This window comes from Cellulomonas sp. ES6, assembly GCF_030053835.1.
GTDB lineage: Bacteria > Actinomycetota > Actinomycetes > Actinomycetales > Cellulomonadaceae > Cellulomonas.
In genome coordinates this window covers 1,741,296-1,757,166 of record NZ_CP125655.1, presented here as the reverse complement: position 1 = coordinate 1,757,166, position 15,871 = coordinate 1,741,296, and the positions used below count along the sequence as shown (strand labels likewise).

The following is a 15,871-nucleotide window of genomic DNA, read 5'->3' as shown; positions in this document are numbered from 1 at the left end:
CCGACCCGCAGACCTCCCTCGGCGGTGATCCCGCTGAACACCACGGGCGCGACGGCGTCGGGCAGCCGCCGGGTCGCCTCCAGCGCCGGGCCGACGGTGCGCAGCACGCCGTCGACGCGCTGCCGGGCCGCGACCTCGGCCTGCTCGCGCGCGGCGAGGACGGCCTGCGTCCCGACCAGGACGGCCGCGAGACCGACCGGGACCGGCCACCACCGGCGCAGCCGACGACGGCGGCGGGCGAGCCGGCGGCTGCGCTCCGCCTCGGAGGCCGGGTCGTCGGGTGCGAGGTCCGCGCCGGTCCCGACGTCGACCAGCTCGACGTCCTGCATGGCGGCGCGGTCGCCCCTCATGGCCGCAACCTACGCCCCGGCGGCGCTCCCCGCCCCGCGGGACCCGGGCGTGCCCGGGGGTCGTCCGGTGCGCCCGCCACGGCCGCCGCGAGCCCGGACAGCAGCGCCGCGAGCTCCTCGGGGTCCGCGACCCGGAACCGGGCGGCGGTCGCCCCGTCGCCGACCTTCACGGTCACGTCCTGCGGGCCGAGCGCCCGGAACGCGTGCTCGTCCGTGACGTCGTCCCCGGCGAAGACCACCGTGGCGGCGTGCAGCTCGTCGCGCAGGGCCGCGAGCGCGGCGCCCTTGTCGGCGTCGAGCACCGACACCTCGACCACCTTCTTGCCGTGCAGCGTCACGGAGCCGAGGCGCTCGCCGACCGCCAGCGCCTCGGACTCCGCCCGGTCGCCGACCTCGGGGTCCGCCAGGCGGGTGTGCACCGCGACGGCCGCCGGCTTGGTCTCCACCCAGACGCCGTCGCGGCCGCGGGCCACCGCCTGCAGCTCGCCGCCGAGCGCCGCGAGCCGGTCCGCCTGCTCGTCGGTCAGGGCGATGACGTCGCGGTCCAGCCCGTGCTCCGTGACGCGGGCCCGCTCCGCGCCGTGGCTGCCGATCAGCACGGTGCCGGGGGGACCTCGGCGAGCCGGTGCAGGTCGGCCATGGCGCGCCCGGAGACGAGCGCCAGGCGCACCCGTGCGGGGCTGCCGGCCAGGGAGCGCAGGGCGGCCGCAGCCTCGGGCAGCACGCGGGACAGCTCGGGGTCGTCCTGCAGCGGCGCGAGGGTGCCGTCGAAGTCGAGCGCCAGCAGCACGGGCAGGCGCCCGGGGTCGGACACCGCGTCGAGCAGGGCGGTGCGCAGGTCGTCGGTCACGCGGGGTCCTCCTCAGACGTGCTGGTCGCGCACCGGCACGGCCGTCAGCACGGACAGGAACGAGTCCGACCAGTGGGCGACGTCGTTCTCCAGCACCCGGCGCCGCAGCCGCCGCATGCGCTTGCGCGCCTCGCGGGGGTCGATGTTGGCCGCGTGCTGGATGGCGTTCTTCAGGCCGGCGATGTCGTGGGGGTTGACCAGGATGGCCGCCCCGCCGAGCTCGTCGGCGGCGCCGGTGAACTCGCTGAGCACGAGGGCGCCCCGGTCGTCCGAGCGCGCCGCGATGTACTCCTTGGCGACCAGGTTCATGCCGTCGCGCAGCGCCGTCACCAGCATGACGTCCGCCGCGAGGTACAGCGCCGCCATCTCCTCCATCGGGTAGGAGTGGTGCATGTAGTGGATGGCCGGGTGGCCGAGCTCGCCGAACTCGCCGTTGATCCGGCCGACCAGCACCTCGACGTCGTCGCGCAGCTGCTGGTAGGCGCCCACGTTCTCGCGGCTCGGGGACGCGACCTGCACGAGGGTGGCGTCCGGGACCGTCATGCGACCGTCCTCCAGCAGCTCGCCGAACGCCTTGATGCGGTGCCGGATGCCCTTGGTGTAGTCCAGGCGGTCGACGCCGAGCAGCAGCACCTTCGGGTCCCCGAGCTCGGCCCGGATCTCCTTCGCGCGCTGCTGCACCTCCGGCGTGCGGGCGAGCGAGTCGAACGCGCGGGAGTCGATCGAGATGGGGAACGACGCGGCGCGCACGTGGCGCTGCACCCGGCCGTCCTGCCCGGTGAGCGTTATCATCTGGCCGCGGGTGGTCCGGTCGGTCAGCCGGCGCACCGCCCGCACGAAGTTCGCGGCGTCGCCGCCGCGCTGGAAGCCGACGAGGTCGGCGCCCAGCAGGCCCTCGACGACCTGGAGCCGCCAGGGGAGCTGGACGAAGATCTCCAGCGGGGGAACGGGATGTGGTGGAAGTACCCGATCCGCACGTCCGGGCGCAGCTCCCGGAGGAACGCGGGCACGAGCTGGAGCTGGTAGTCGTGCACCCAGACCGTCGCGCCCTGCGCCGCCTGCGCGGCCGCGGCCTCCGCGAACCGGCGGTTGACCCGCTGGTAGGCGTCCCACCACTGCCGGTGGAACGTCGGCGGCTGGATCACGTCGTGGTACAGCGGCCACAGCGTGTCGTTGGAGAAGCCCTCGTAGTAGTCGCGCAGGTCGTCCTCGGTGAGCTTCACGGGGACCAGGCGCATGTCGTCGGCGTCGAACGGCTCGAGCTCCAGGTCGGCGGAGCCGCCCCAGCCCACCCACGCGCCGTCGGACCGCTGGACCACCGGCTCCAGGGCGGTCACCAGCCCGCCGGGGAGCGGGTCCAGCTCGGGTTCCCGTCGTCGTCCAGCGTCACGTCCACCGGCAGGCGGTTCGCGACGACGACCAGGTCGTAACCAGCAGATGTCACGGATCCATCAGCTCCTTGGTGTCATCCTGACCCTAACGTGACCTTTGCGGTCCCGCCCGGGAAACGTCGGACGACAGGTCCGGGCCCGGTGGCGTCTCCACCGCCGGCCCCGCGTGCCGACCCCGCGCGCCACCGGGGCGGCGGCTACCGTGCCCGCATGGAGCGCATCGGCCTGGCACCGGGCGCCGAGATCGGCGGGTACACCATTCTCGCGCCGCTCGGCTCCGGCGGCATGGGCACGGTGTACCGGGCGGTGGACGGCGGGGGACTCCGGTCGCCCTCAAGCTGCTGCACCCGCACATCGGCGCCGACCCGACGTCGCGGGAGCGGCTGCGCCGGGAGGTCCTCGCCCTGCAGCGGCTGCGCCACCCGGGGGTCGCCGCGGTGCTCGACGCGGAGGCCGACTCGACGGAGGCGTTCCTCGTCACCGAGCTGGTGCCCGGCGAGGACCTCAGCGAGCGCGTGCGCCGGCGGGGTCCGCTCGACGCCGCCGCGCTGCACCGGCTGGCCGACGGGCTGCGGGACGCGCTCGCGGCGGTGCACGCCGCCGGGGTGGTGCACCGGGACCTCAAGCCCAGCAACGTCCTGGTCACGCCGGACGGCCCGGTGCTCATCGACTTCGGCATCGCGCAGGCCGTCGACGAGACCCGCGTGACGTCGACGGGGTTCGTCGTCGGCACGCCGGGGTACCTGGCGCCGGAGCTCGTCGACGGCGCCGAGCCGACGCCCGCCACGGACTGGTGGGGCTGGGCGGCCCTGCTCGCGTTCGCCGCCACCGGCCGCGCCCCGTTCGGCACCCGGCCGCTGGAGGCCGTGCTGGTGCGCACCCGCTCCGGCGACGCCGACCTCGCCGGGCTCGGCCCCGTCACCGCCGGCGCGCTGTGGGACGCGCTCGCCGCCGACCCCGCGGACCGCGCGCAGCCGGACGAGGTGGTCGCCGCGCTCGCGGAGGCCGAGCGGCGGGGGAGCGGTACTCGCCCGAGGCGGCGACCGTGGCGCTCGGCACGGTCGTGCCGTCCCCGCCGCCCGCCGCGACGGCAGCAGGCAGCACGGTGGCCTTCCCGGCCGCGGACGCCACGCCGACCGTCGCGCAGGCGTCGGGGACCGGGCCGGTGCCGCCGGCGGTGCTGCCGGCGACGGGGACCGCCGCGACGGCCGCGTGGCCCGCCGGGGGCCGCCGACCGACCAGACGCAGGCCCTGCCGCCCGGGGCGGGCGCCGCGGGACCTGCCGGGACCGCCGCGACGCAGGCGTGGCCGCGCTCCGACGGCACGGCGGTCGTCGCGCCCGCCGAGGCGCCGGTGCGGGACGGGGCGACGCGGGCGTTCGCGCCGCCGTCCGTCGCGCCCGCCGCCGCGGGGCCGTCCGGGGAGCAGGCGTGGCCGGGTGCGGCGGGCCACGACGGTGCCGCCCCGGGAGGCGCGTGGCCGGGAGGTGCGGGGCCTGACGGTGCGTGGCCCGACGGTGCCGGGCCGGCGGGCGCGTGGCCGGACGGCGACCCGCAGCCCGCCCCCGCGCCGCCGCGTCGCGCCGGGTCGCTGCTCGCCCTCGCGCTGCTGACGGTCGCGGGCGCGGCGCTGGCCCCGGGCTGGACGCTCGTCGCGCTGCTGCCGCTGCTGCTGCTCGCGCGCACCGTGGGGTCGGCGGCCCGCGCGGTCGCCCGCCGGCGGGAGCGTGCGGGTGCCCGGCGCAGCGACACCCTGGTGGCCGTCGCCTCGAGCCCGTGGCACCTGCTGCGGGCGCTGGTCACCGGCCTGCCGTCGCTGCTGGTCGCCGCGAGCGTCGTCGTCATCGTGCTCGGCGTCGGGTGGTGGCTGGTCGGCACGGGGACGCTCGAGGCGGGCCCCCTGCGTGCGGCCGACGACGCTCCCGCGCCGGACGCGGTGCCCGTGCTGCTCGCGGTCGCCGCGGTCGCGGGGCTGGTCGCGCTCTGGGCGGGGCCGTTCGCCCGCGACACCCGCGACGGGGCGCGCCGGCTGCTCGCCGGGGTGGCGCCGGGGCGCGGCGGGGCGACGGCGGTCGTCGTCGTGGCGCTGCTCGCCGCCGGCGTGCTCGTGGCGCTGGCCGCCGGGGGACTGCCGTCGACTGGACGCCGCTGCCGGAGCCGTCGCTGCCCACCACCGTGGGTGGCTGACCCGCAGCCCCGGGAACGCCCGGCCCGACCCCGTACCCTGTGCCCCATGACCGGGGACGACCGAGCGCGCGTGCCGGGCCCCGGCGTGCCCGCCGGCGTGGTCGTGCGCCGCACCCGGACGCACCTGCCGGCCGTCCTCGCCGCGCTGGCCGCGGTCGCCGTGCTCGCCGCCGGGACGACCACCGGCGCGGCGCGGGTGGTGCTCCACCAGTGCGTGCGCCTCGACGAGCCGCTGGCCGCGCTCGGCATCCGCCTCTCGCTGCTGCAGGACGTCGCGGACTGCCCGACGGGCACGCTCGCCGTCACCCCCGACCCGTCGCACGGCGCCGTGCTCACCCTGGGGCTCGTCCTCCCGGTGCTGGCCGCCCACGCCGCCCTGGCCGCCGCCGGGGCGGGTCTGACCGCGCTGCTGCTCCGCCTGGCGGGCAGCGCGCGCCGCGTCCTCGGGGCCGTCGTCCACGCGCTGCCCCGCCCGGCCGGCCCGCAGCCGGCCTCCGCCCCGCAGCCCCTCACGTGGCTGGCGGAGCGCTCCCGTCCCGCACGGGTCCCGCGCGAGCGGCACCCCCACCGTGGCCCTCCGCCGGCGCTCGCCTGAGCCCACCACCGGACACCCACGAGAGCAGGACAACCCATGAGCAGCACGACCCCCGGCAAGGGGAAGCAGACCAAGAACGAGCGGCGCGACGCCGCCCGGGAGCAGGCGCGGGTCCTCCGCGAGCAGCAGGCCAAGCGGGACCGCCGCAACAAGATCGTCGGCATCAGCGCCCTGAGCGTCGCCATCATCGCGCTCGGCGGCGTGGTGTTCTGGCTCCTCAACCAGGGCTCCGGCGGCGAGGGCCTCCCGGAGTACGCCGACACCCCGCTGAGCGAGGTCACGGACGCGCCGAACGTGGCCCTGGAGGACGGCGGCATCGCGGTCGGCGCCGACGGCGTCGGCGCCGAGATCGACGCGGACCTGCCGCGCGTCGACGTCTACCTCGACTACATGTGCCCCGCGTGCGGCGCGTTCGAGCAGACGAACGGCGAGAACCTGGTCTCCCTCGCCTCCGACGGGCAGGCCACGATCGTGTACCACCCGATCGCCATCCTGAACCGGTACTCGAACGGCACCGGCTTCTCGACCCGGGCCGCCTCGGCGGCCGCCCTCGTCGCCGAGCAGGCGCCCGAGGCGTTCCCCGTGTTCAACGAGCAGATGTTCGCGGGCCAGCCCGAGGAGGGCACGTCCGGTCTCACGAACGACGAGATCGCGGACATCGCGAGCGACGCGGGCGTCCCCGACGCCGTCACGGCGCTGATCTCCGACGGCACCGCGCTCGACCGGTTCGGCCAGTGGGTCACGTCGGCGACGAACGCCGCCTCGGCGAACCAGGACCTCGTGAACCCGCAGTCGGGGAACTTCGGCACGCCGACGATCCTCGTCGACGGCACCATCTGGACGGAGAACTGGACCGACCCCTCGGCGCTGCTCCAGGCGGTCGCGGGCTGACGCCACCACCCCGGACGCGGACCGCCCGCCCCCAGCGCCCGGCGCAGGGGGTGCTCCAGGCGGTCCGCGTCCGGGGCCACGTCGCCGCGGCACGTAGGCTGAGCGCTCGTGCCCTCCCTGCTCGTGGACCTGACGCCGCTGCGCGTCAGCCCCGAGTTCCGCCGCCTGTGGTGGGGCCTGTCCGTGGCGAACCTCGGCGCGCAGCTGACGGTCGTCGCGGTCGGGCTGCAGGTGTACGAGCTGACCCGCTCCACCTTCTCGGTCGGCCTGGTCGGGCTCTGCGCGCTGGTGCCGCTCGTCGTCTTCGGGCTGTACGGCGGCGCGATCGTCGACCACGCGGACCGTCGCACCGTCGCGCTGGTGGCGTCCGCGGTGAGCTGGGTCGCGACCCTCGGGCTGGCCGCGCAGGGGTGGGCCGGCAACGAGCACGTCGGCGTGCTGTACGCCCTGGTGGCGGTGCAGTCCGGCGCGGGGGCGGTGAACAGCCCGGCGCGGTCGGCCATCATCCCGCGGCTGCTGGAGCCCCGGCTGATGCCCGCGGCGAACGCCCTGCAGACCGTCGGGTGGAACGTGGCGCTGACGCTGGGGCCGCTGCTCGGCGCCGGTCTGGTGGCCGCGCTCGACTACGGCGTCGTCTACACCGCCGACGCGCTGCTGTTCACCTTCGCCTTCACCGCGCTGCTGCGGCTGCCGCCCATCCCGCCGGAGCCGTCCGGGACGCGCCGGGCCCGCGCCGGCCTCGCGTCGGTGCTCGACGGCCTGCGCTACCTCGGGACCCGGCCGAACGTGCGGATGACGTTCCTCGTCGACCTGATCGCGATGATCACGTCCTCCCCGCGCGTGCTGTTCCCCGCCGTCGGGCTGGTGTACCTCGGCGGCGGCGAGACCACCGCGGGCGTCATGACCGCCGCCGTGGCCGCCGGGGCGATGCTCGCGGGGGTGTTCTCGGGCGGGCTCGCGCGCGTGCGCTGGCAGGGCCGCATCATCGTGCTCGCCATCACCGTCTGGGGGTTCGCGGTCGCGGGCTTCGGCCTGGTGCTGGTGCTCGCGGGGCGCTCCCACCCGGACGACGTGCTGTGGTGGTCGCTGGCGCTCGCGGTCCTCACGCTCGCCGCCGCCGGCGCGGCGGACGCCGTCAGCGCGGTGTTCCGGCAGACGATCCTGCAGACCGCCACCCCCGACGACATGCGCGGCCGGCTGCAGGGCGTGTTCGTCGTGGTCGTCGCCGGCGGCCCGCGCCTGGGCGAGCTGCTGCTCGGCGCCGTCTCGGAGCACCTCGGGGAGGGCGGGGCGGCCCTCGTCGGCGGGCTCGCGTGCGTGGTGCTGCTGTGGGCGCTCGTGCGGTGGCAGCGCGGGTTCTGGCGCTACGACGCCCGCGACCCGCAGCCCTGACGCGCCGGTAGGCTGGCCCCGCGCGACGCCGCGGCGCGCGCCCGCCTCCTTAGCTCAGCTGGCCAGAGCAGCTGTCTTGTAAACAGCAGGTCGTCGGTTCGAATCCGACAGGGGGCTCCGACGAGGTCCGCGCACGGCGCGCGAGGTCGTCACGTGCGGACGAGGTCGTCAGGCGGACCTGACGACCTCGTGCCGAGGTGACGACCTCGCGGGGGTCAAGCCGGGCGGGCCGGCGTCAGGGGACGATGTGGCCCGCCGCGCGGGTCAGGGCGTACCACTGCGCGCGGGTCAGGGGCAGGTCCGAGCCCTGGGCGGCGCCGGCGACGCGCTCGGGCGTCGTGGTGCCGAGCACGACCTGCATCCGGGCCGGGTGCCGGGTGATCCACGCGGTGGCGATCGCGATCGGCGGCACGTCGTAGGCGGCGGCCAGCTCGCCGATCACCTGGTTCAGCTCGGCGAACTCGGGGTTGTCCAGGAACGTGCCGGTGAAGAACCCGGCCTGGAACGGCGACCACGCCTGCACGGTGATGTCGTTCAGGCGGCAGTAGTCGAGGATGCCGCCGGCGTCGCGGGTGACGGACTGCTCGGCGCCGACCATGTTGGCCGCGAGGCCCTGCGTGACGATCGCCGCGTGGGTGATCGACAGCTGCAGCTGGTTGGCGACGATCGGCTGCCGGACGGAGCGGCGCAGCAGGTCGATCTGCCGGGGCGTGTGGTTGGAGACGCCGAACGCCCGCACCTTGCCCGCGGCCTCGAGCTCGTCGAACGCGCGGGCGACCTCGTCGGGCTCGACGAGCGCGTCGGGGCGGTGCAGCAGCAGCACGTCGATGTGGTCGGTGCGCAGGGCGCGCAGCGAGCCCTCGACGGACTCGAGGATGTGCTCGTACGAGAAGTCGAAGTACGGGCCCTCGCGGACGATGCCGCACTTGGTCTGGATCGTGTACTCGTCGCGCTCGGACGGCGTGAGGGCGAGCGCCTGGGCGAACCGTGCCTCGCACTCGTGCAGCTCGCGGCCGTAGACGTCGGCGTGGTCGAGGAACGTGGTGCCGGCGTCGCGGCCGGTGCGCACGAGCTCGCGGATCTCGTCGTCGGACTTCTCGGCGATCCGCATGAGGCCGAGCACGACGTTGGGTGCCTCGATGTCGGTGCCGGGCAGGGTGAAGGTCTTCACGGGGTGCCTCTCGGGACGGTGGTGCGGGGGGTCAGGCGGAGAGCCGCGCGAGCTCGTCGGCGTCGAGCACCAGGTCGGCGGCGCGCACCGAGTCGGTGATGCTCTCGGGCCGGGAGGCCCCGGGGATCGGGATGACGACCGGCGCGAGCGCGAGCTCCCACGCCAGGGCGACCTGCTGCGGGCTGACGCCGTGGGCGTCGGCGACCTCGCGGAACGCCGCGTGACGCTCGCCGAGCTCGCCGGACCGGGTGATGCCGCCGAGCGGGGACCACGGCAGGAACGCGATGCCGAGGTCGGCGCAGTGCCGCAGCTCGTCCAGGCTGGACCGGAACGCCGGCGAGAACTGGTTCTGCACCGACACGAGCCGGCCGCCGAGCACCTGCTGCGCCTCGTCGATCTGCGCGACCGTGGCGTTGGAGATGCCGGCCTGCTGGATCACGCCCTCGTCGAGCAGCTCGGCGAGCGCGCCCACGGAGTCGGCGTACGGCACCTGCGGGTCGGGCCGGTGGAACTGGAACAGCCCGATGGCCTCGACGCCCAGGCGCCGCGCGGACGCCTTCGCCCCGGCCTTGACGTGCTCGGGCCGGCCGTCCTGCGTCCAGGTGCCGTCACCGGGGCGCAGGTGCCCGGCCTTCGTGGCGACCAGCACGTCCTGGGTGCTGCCGCCGTAGGTGCGCAGCGCCTCGGCGATGAGCTCCTCGTTGTGGCCCGCCTCCCCGGCGTGCAGGTGGTACGAGTCGGCCGTGTCGATCAGGGTCACGCCGGCGTCGAGCGCCGCGTGGATGGTGGCCAGGGACCGGGAGCGGTCGGGTCGTCCTTCGATCGACATCGGCATGCCGCCGAGTCCGATCGCGCTCACGGTGCGGTTGCCGAGGGTGCGCTGCTGCACGTGTCCACCTCACGTCGTCGGGGTCGTGCCTCGACCGTAGGTACGCTGGCTCCACAAGTCCAACGACTGGGACTCATGGGATTCAGAAGCGAGGCCGATGATGGACCTGCGGCAGATGGAATACGTCGTCGCGCTGGCGGAGGAGGAGCAGTTCACGCGCGCCGCCGCGCTCTGCGGAGTCTCGCAGTCCGGGCTGTCCGCCGCGATCCGGGCGCTCGAGGACGAGCTGGGCACCCGGCTGTTCGCGCGCACCACGCGCCGGGTCGCGCCGACCGAGGCGGGCCTCGCGCTGCTGCCGTACGCGCGGGCGGTCCTGGACCAGGCGGCGGCCGGGCGGGACGCCGTCGTCCGCGCCACCCACGAGCTGAGCGGCACGCTGCGGCTCGGTGCCGAGCAGTGCCTCGGCGTGGTGGACGTGCCGCCGCTGCTCGAGCGGTTCCGCCGGCGCTACCCGCAGGTGGACATCGCGTTCACGCAGGCCGGCTCGCACGAGCTGGTCGCCGCGGTGCGCGCGGGCGAGCTCGACGTCGCGTTCGTCGCCACGCAGGAGCACCTCGCGGGCGTGCGGCCCGTGGAGCTCGGGCGCCGGGAGGTCGTGCTGCTGTGCCCGCCCGGGCACCCGCTGAGCGCCGCCTCGAAGGCGGACTGGGAGGCGCTGTCCGGGCACGACTTCATCGACTTCCAGCCGAGCTGGGGGGTGCGGTCGCTCAACGACGCGGTGTGCGCGGCCCGCGGGGTCGCCCGGCACGTGCGCTGCACGGTCAACGACATCCACACGCTGCTGGACCTCGTCGACCGCGGGCTCGGGATCGCGCTCGTGCCGCAGCACGTGGCCGCCAAGCCGCAGGCCGCCGGGCTGGTGCCGGTCCGGCTGCCGCAGCAGGCGTGGTGGGTCGTGTCGGCCGTCGTCGGGTCCGCACCCGGCCTCGCGCCGCGCCTGCTCGAGCTGCTCGACGCGGACGAGGACGTGGCCGCCGCGGTCGCGCAGCGCGGGGCCGCCCAGGGACCCGGCCGCGCCGTCGCCGCCGCGCCGGGGCGGGGCTGAGCGCCGTGGCGCGCCGCGCGATCGTCGTCCACGGCACCGGCGGCCACCCGGACAACGTCTGGTACCCGTGGCTGGCGGACCGGCTCACCGCGCGCGGGTACGCCGTGGAGCGCCCGCACCTGCCGCGCCTCAACGTCGAGCCCGTCGCCGAGACGCTGCCCCGGTTCCTGGCCGCGCACCCGCTGGACGGGGACACCGTGCTGGTCGGTCACTCCGGCGGGGCCGCGCTGCTGCTCGCCGTGCTCGAGCACGCCCCCGCCCGCGTGGCGCAGGCCGTCCTGGTCGCCGGGTACGCGACGCCGCCGAACGACGCCGACGAGCCCGTCCTGCAGGACACCTACGACTGGGACCGCATCCGCGCGCACGCGGGCGACCTGGTGTTCGTGAACTCCGTGCGGGACCCGTACGGCTGCGACGCGACGCAGGGTCGGGCGCTGCTGGACCGGCTCGGCGGCACGCTCGTGGTGCGGGACGACGGCCACTTCGGGGACTGGGACCAGCCGTACGACGAGTTCCCGCTGCTGGAGCGGCTGGTGCTCTGAGGGCGGGGCCGGCCGCCGGGGTCGGGCGCGGGCAGGGCCCGGGTACGGCGCGGGCGGGGCCCGGGCATGAAGAAGCCCTCGGCCGCGCAGGGGGCAGGCGACCGAGGGCGTGCCTACTGTAACCCACGCCGCGGCGCGGTGGGCAACTCTCACCCGAACGGATGCCAGGCATCTTGGGGCGCCGGGGCCACCCGTGGTCGTGCGGCGCGTCAGGACGCGCGGCCGGTCTCCTCCAGGAGCCGGAGCGCCGCCGTGACGCGGGGGTTGCGGCCGGGGTCCACGTCGATCCCGAGGGTCCCGTAGATGCCGTTGATGTGGTTCTGGACCGACTTCTCGGTGATGCGCAGCGCCTCGCCGATCCCGGCGTTGGACAGCCCCTGCGCCAGCAGCCGCAGCACGGCGTACTGCCGGTCGGTCAGCCGGGCGACCGTCGACCCGGCGCGCGGCGCCATCCGGTCGAGCAGCGCCGGGTCCAGCGTGGTGCGGCCCGCCGCGGTGGCCCGGATGGCCGCGACCAGGGTCTGCGCGCTCGTGGAGGACGTCTTGGACAGGTAGGACCACCCGCTGGCGACGTCCGGGGGCAGGTCGAGCAGCAGGTCCATGGCGTCGTGCGCCGACAGCAGCAGGATGCCGAGGTCCGGCTGCCGGCGCCGCAGCGTGACGCCGAGCGCGATGCCGTTGCCGTCGGGCAGGTCGATGTCGAGCACGGCCACGTCGGCGGCACCGGGCCGCAGGGCCGCGGCTCCCTCGCTGACCGTGCCGACGGAGGCCACCACGCGCACGTCGTCGGCGGCTCCCAGCGTGAGCTCCAGCATCGACCGGAACAGCGGCTGGTCCTCCACGACGACCACGCGGACCTGGGTGGATGTGGGATCGGACATCTCGGACAGTATGGTCAATGTGACCCGCGGACGCCGGGTCGGCGCGCGAACGGTCCCACGGATGGGGGAGTGCACATGCCCGCAGCGACGGCGGACGACCCGGCAGCGGCGCGGGCCGACCGGCGGACGCTGCTGCTGGCCGCCGGCACCGTCATGTCGGTGTTCGCGGTCGGTGCCGCGGCGCAGACCGCGTGGGTCTACGGCAACCAGGGCGGGTCCGTGCCGGTGCTGCTGCGGATCGCGGCGAACCTGACGGCGGTGGTCGGCATGCTCGTCCTGCTGGTCGTGGTGGGGGTGGCGCGTCCGCGTCGTCCCACGACCCTGGTGGTGCTCGGGGTGCTCGCCGCCGGGGTGGCCGCGGCCGGCGTCCGGTTCGGCGTGCAGGTCACGCTGGGCATCTACCCCCACCCCGCGCGCTCGGTCGTGCTCGCGGAGGTCGTCAGCGGGGCGGTCGTGGCGTGGATCGCGGGGTTCATGGGCCTGGCCGCCATGCTGTCGCAGCGCCGGCTGCGGACCCAGGTCGCGGCCGCGGCGGAGAGCCGCCTGCAGATCGAGCTCGCGCTCCAGGCGCTGCAGTACGAGGAGGTGCGTGTCCGCCGGGAGGTGGCGGAGGGGCTGCACGGCAGCATGCAGCAGCGCCTCGTGCTCGTGGTCGCGCGGCTCGACCGGCTGCGCGACCGGCTGTCCGGCCGCGCGGAGCCGGAGGACCTCGAGCTGCTGGGGGAGGTGCGCGAGCAGATCGAGCTGGTGCGGGAGACGGACGTGCGCTCGACCTCGCGCATGCTCTACCCGGACCAGCTCGAGGTCGGCATGGTCCCGGCGGTCCGCGCCCTGCTCGGGCGGATCCCGACGACGGTCAACACCCGGTTCGGGGTCGCGGACGAGGTGCGGGTGCTCGACGACCCGGCGGACCCACGTCTGACCCGGTCCGAGCGGCTGCTCGCGGTGCGCGTGGTCGAGGAGGGCGTCACGAACGCGCTGCGGCACGGGCACGCGGCGGTGGTCGACGTGCGGGTCGCGGTGGTCGGGGACGCCCTGGAGGTGCGCGTGGCGGACGACGGCGTCGGCTTCGTGCCGGGGTCCGTGCCCGCCTCCGGGACGGCTCGGCTCGGCGACCGCCTGCGTCTGGCCGGGGGCGACCTCCGGGTGACATCCGTCCCGGGGAACGGCACCCAGGTGGTCGCCCGCCTTCCGGTGGAATCTCTGCGCACCGCGGCGCGCTGACCAGCGTCGCGACCGAAGTTCACCCGCCCGATATGTCCGGTTTGTGGGGCTATCTGGTGCAAATTCGCAATTGACGTACCACGGCGGGGGTGCTGCCACCCAAACGGGTGCACGACCACGCAGCCGCAGGCCCTACCGTTCGGCAGCCGGCGCGCGCGGGCCAGGGGGACCTCGGTGCGCCGGAAGGCGCGTCCGTCCCCCGGCTCCACGGCCGCGCCTCGCCCTGGCGAGCCGTCGTCCGCGAGGAGTCCCATGTCCCGCCGCACCGCCGGTCCCACCCCCGTCCGCCGCACCGGCCGCCGCAAGGTCGTCGCCGTCACCGTCGTCGCGCTCGGCGTCGCCGGGCTCGGCCTGGCGTCCGCCGCCCAGCTCACCCTCAACGCCGGCTCCCTGGGCGCCGGCACCACCGTCGTCGCGTCCTGCGACACGAACGGCGTCAAGGTCGGCTTCACCAACACCTTCTCGGTGGCCGCCAAGGGCTACACCGTCAGCGGCGTGACGCTGACCGACGTCGCCGACACCTGCGCGGGCCAGACCGTCAGCGTCGAGCTGCTCGACGCCGACCCGGCCGCCACGACCGCGGGCACGTCCCTCGGCCGGGCCCAGGCCACGGTGCCCACGGGCGGCGGCACCGTCACCCTGACGGTCACCGGCTCCCCGAAGGCTGCCGACGTCAAGGGCGTCGCGGCCGTCATCGCGGGCTGACGCCGGACCCGTCGTGCCCGGCGAGCACGCCGACCGGGCCGGCGCGGGCAGCACGTCTGCCCCGCGCCGGCCCTCCGGCGTGCCCGGGCGCGCCCGCTCCGCCGCCGGCTGGCTGCTCACCGCCGGCGTCGTGGGGCTGCTGCTCTGGTTCGGCTGGCCGAGCACGCTCGGCGGCTGCACCACGCTGACCATCGTCTCCGGCCACTCGATGGAGCCCACGTACCGCACCGGCGACCTCGTCGTGTCCCGGTGCGGGGTCCCGGAGCCCGGGGACGTCGTCGTCTACACCCCGCCCGGCGTCGACGGGCGGATCATCCACCGGGTCGTCGGCGGCGACGCGGACGCCGGCTGGTCGATCCAGGGCGACAACAACGGCTTCACCGACCCGTGGCGGCCGCACCAGGAGGACGTGCTCGGCATCGCCCGCCTCCACCTGCCCGGGGTCGGCCGCGTCGCGTCCCTGCTCCTGGACCCCTGGGCGTGGGCGTCGCTGCTCGTGGTGGCCGCGGGCGTGCTGCTGTGGCCGGGACGCCCCGAGGCGCAGGCCGATGCCGATGCCGCGCCGGTGCCGGATGCCGCGCCGGTGCCGGATGCCGCGCCGGTGCCGGGCGCCGCGCCGGAGCGCGCCCCGTGACCCGTCGCCGGGCCGCCGCCGTCGTCGCCGCGACCGCCGGCCTGCTCGTGCTGCTGCTCCTCACGCCGGCCAGCGCCGCCCGCCTGCTGCTGTCCTCCGGCGGGCTGACCACCGCCGCCGCGGCGCCCTGCACCACCGCGGCGCTCGCGGCGGGCACGGGCGGCGCGTCGGGCACGCTCACCACCGTGGTGCTGTCGGGCGTCCCCGCGGCCTGCCGCGGCCAGCAGGCCACGCTGCGGCTGCACACGGCGGACGGCACCCCGCTCGCCGCGTCCGACGCCTCCGTGACCCTGGCCGCCGCCGACACCACCACCGTGACGGTCCCCGCGTACGCCGCCTCGCGGGTCGCGGGCGTCGCGCTCACGGTCGGCACGTGGGGCGTCCCCGTCACCTGGGCCGCGCCCCAGGCGGGCCCGTCCGGCCCCGTCACGCCCGGCCCCGGGACGGTGTTCGGCCCGCTGCGCTGGACGGTGCTGCCGCAGTCCGGCACGCAGGCGTGCGTCGTGGTGCCGGTCTCGGGGGACGCGGGCACGACCTGGCGGATCGACCTGCACCTGGACCAGCGGCCGTTCAACGGCGTCGCCGACGGCTCGGGCTTCGAGGTGCACACCCCCTACTGGGCGAAGGTGCTCGACCCGCGCCCCGTCGACGGCGTGGTGCAGGTGGGGGGCGTGGCCTCCGGTGGCATGCCCGGCGCGGCCGTGCTGCAGGCGGGGCAGTCGTTCGAGGTGGAGATCTGCCACTACCGCCTGCCCGCCCCGGCGTACGACCCCGCGCTGACGTACAGCCAGACCTCCACCGCGGTGACCGGCAGCGCCTACGACGCCTGCTTCACCACGACCGTCCGGGTGACGGGCACGCCGCAGTTCTTCGCGGGCTGGCGCGCCGACGTGGACCTCGAGCCGCTGCAGACGTTCTTCGCGGCGTCCGGGCGGTCGCTCGACACCTCGAGGATCCGCACCAGCACGGGCGAGCTGTCGGTGGCGCCGCTCGGCGGGACCGTCTACCGCGTCACGCCCCGGCAGGGCTGGAGCGCCCTCGGCATCCGCGACGACGTGCCCCAGACCTTCGGCATCTGCGCCGGCAGCCGCTGACCCCGGCGTCCCCCGATGGGGTGGACCGTGC

Annotated in this window: 14 protein-coding genes, 1 tRNA gene and 2 pseudogenes; 11 read left to right on the top strand and 6 right to left on the bottom strand. The window is 76.2% G+C overall.

Annotation, left to right across the window (positions count from 1 at the left end; genetic code table 11):
• Positions 1-346 precede the first annotated feature (346 nt).
• The 3 genes and pseudogenes from otsB to P9841_RS08250 all read right to left on the bottom strand — a co-directional run bounded on the left by otsB (position 347) and on the right by P9841_RS08250 (position 2,644).
• Positions 347-949 carry a trehalose-phosphatase gene (otsB, locus tag P9841_RS08260; RefSeq protein WP_283321572.1) on the bottom strand — a complete coding sequence of 201 codons (603 nt, stop codon included), beginning with the start codon at positions 947-949 and terminating at the stop codon, positions 347-349.
• On the bottom strand, positions 943-1,200 hold the full coding sequence (locus P9841_RS08255) for a trehalose-phosphatase (RefSeq protein WP_283321571.1): 258 nt from the start codon (positions 1,198-1,200) through the stop codon (positions 943-945). The genes otsB and P9841_RS08255 overlap by 7 nt, the downstream gene beginning before the upstream one ends.
• 12 nt (positions 1,201-1,212) lie before the next feature.
• Positions 1,213-2,644 (bottom strand): annotated as a pseudogene (locus P9841_RS08250) (alpha,alpha-trehalose-phosphate synthase (UDP-forming)).
• A gap of 285 nt (positions 2,645-2,929) precedes the next feature.
• On the opposite strand from P9841_RS08250, the pseudogene P9841_RS08245 reads away from it, so the two are divergent.
• The 5 genes and pseudogenes from P9841_RS08245 to P9841_RS08225 all read left to right on the top strand — a co-directional run.
• Positions 2,930-3,412 (top strand): annotated as a pseudogene (locus tag P9841_RS08245) (serine/threonine-protein kinase); the annotation flags it as partial.
• 532 nt (positions 3,413-3,944) lie between these two features.
• Entirely contained in the window at positions 3,945-5,372 is a 1,428-nt protein-coding gene (locus tag P9841_RS08240) for a hypothetical protein (protein ID WP_283321570.1), read from the top strand.
• A 36-nt stretch (positions 5,373-5,408) separates the two neighbouring features.
• The gene (locus tag P9841_RS08235) at positions 5,409-6,263 is read left to right on the top strand and encodes a DsbA family protein (RefSeq protein WP_283321569.1); all 855 of its coding nucleotides are present in this window, start codon (positions 5,409-5,411) and stop codon (positions 6,261-6,263) included.
• A 108-nt stretch (positions 6,264-6,371) separates the two neighbouring features.
• The gene (locus P9841_RS08230) at positions 6,372-7,655 is read left to right on the top strand and encodes an MFS transporter (protein WP_283321568.1); all 1,284 of its coding nucleotides are present in this window, start codon (positions 6,372-6,374) and stop codon (positions 7,653-7,655) included.
• A 43-nt stretch (positions 7,656-7,698) separates the two neighbouring features.
• A tRNA-Thr gene (locus tag P9841_RS08225) sits at positions 7,699-7,772 on the top strand.
• Between the two features lie 118 nt (positions 7,773-7,890).
• On the opposite strand, the gene P9841_RS08220 is transcribed toward P9841_RS08225, so the two are convergent.
• Positions 7,891-8,826 (bottom strand): aldo/keto reductase, encoded by a 936-nt coding sequence (locus P9841_RS08220; protein ID WP_283321567.1) that lies wholly within the window; start codon positions 8,824-8,826, stop codon positions 7,891-7,893.
• 31 nt (positions 8,827-8,857) lie between these two features.
• Positions 8,858-9,715 (bottom strand): aldo/keto reductase, encoded by an 858-nt coding sequence (locus tag P9841_RS08215; protein WP_283321566.1) that lies wholly within the window; start codon positions 9,713-9,715, stop codon positions 8,858-8,860.
• 97 nt (positions 9,716-9,812) lie between these two features.
• Here P9841_RS08215 and P9841_RS08210 point away from each other — a divergent pair, with 97 nt between their 5' ends.
• Together P9841_RS08210 and P9841_RS08205 are read left to right on the top strand one after the other, a co-directional pair.
• The gene (locus P9841_RS08210) at positions 9,813-10,760 is read left to right on the top strand and encodes a LysR family transcriptional regulator (RefSeq protein ID WP_283321565.1); all 948 of its coding nucleotides are present in this window, start codon (positions 9,813-9,815) and stop codon (positions 10,758-10,760) included.
• A 5-nt stretch (positions 10,761-10,765) separates the two neighbouring features.
• Positions 10,766-11,302: an RBBP9/YdeN family alpha/beta hydrolase gene (locus P9841_RS08205; protein ID WP_283321564.1), complete on the top strand. Its 537-nt coding sequence runs from the start codon at positions 10,766-10,768 to the stop codon at positions 11,300-11,302.
• 209 nt (positions 11,303-11,511) lie between these two features.
• Here P9841_RS08205 and P9841_RS08200 read toward each other — a convergent pair whose 3' ends face one another.
• Positions 11,512-12,183: a response regulator transcription factor gene (locus P9841_RS08200; RefSeq protein WP_283321563.1), complete on the bottom strand. Its 672-nt coding sequence runs from the start codon at positions 12,181-12,183 to the stop codon at positions 11,512-11,514.
• 75 nt (positions 12,184-12,258) lie between these two features.
• On the opposite strand from P9841_RS08200, the gene P9841_RS08195 reads away from it, so the two are divergent.
• The 4 genes from P9841_RS08195 to P9841_RS08180 all read left to right on the top strand — a co-directional run bounded on the left by P9841_RS08195 (position 12,259) and on the right by P9841_RS08180 (position 15,840).
• Entirely contained in the window at positions 12,259-13,407 is a 1,149-nt protein-coding gene (locus P9841_RS08195; RefSeq protein WP_283321562.1) for a sensor histidine kinase, read from the top strand.
• 252 nt (positions 13,408-13,659) lie between these two features.
• The gene (locus tag P9841_RS08190; protein ID WP_283321561.1) at positions 13,660-14,112 is read left to right on the top strand and encodes a hypothetical protein; all 453 of its coding nucleotides are present in this window, start codon (positions 13,660-13,662) and stop codon (positions 14,110-14,112) included.
• 13 nt (positions 14,113-14,125) lie between these two features.
• Complete coding sequence (locus P9841_RS08185) at positions 14,126-14,746, top strand: signal peptidase I (RefSeq protein ID WP_283321560.1); 621 nt, start codon at positions 14,126-14,128, stop codon at positions 14,744-14,746.
• Positions 14,743-15,840: a hypothetical protein gene (locus P9841_RS08180; protein WP_283321559.1), complete on the top strand. Its 1,098-nt coding sequence runs from the start codon at positions 14,743-14,745 to the stop codon at positions 15,838-15,840. The genes P9841_RS08185 and P9841_RS08180 overlap by 4 nt, the downstream gene beginning before the upstream one ends.
• The last annotated feature ends 31 nt before the right edge of the window (positions 15,841-15,871 follow it).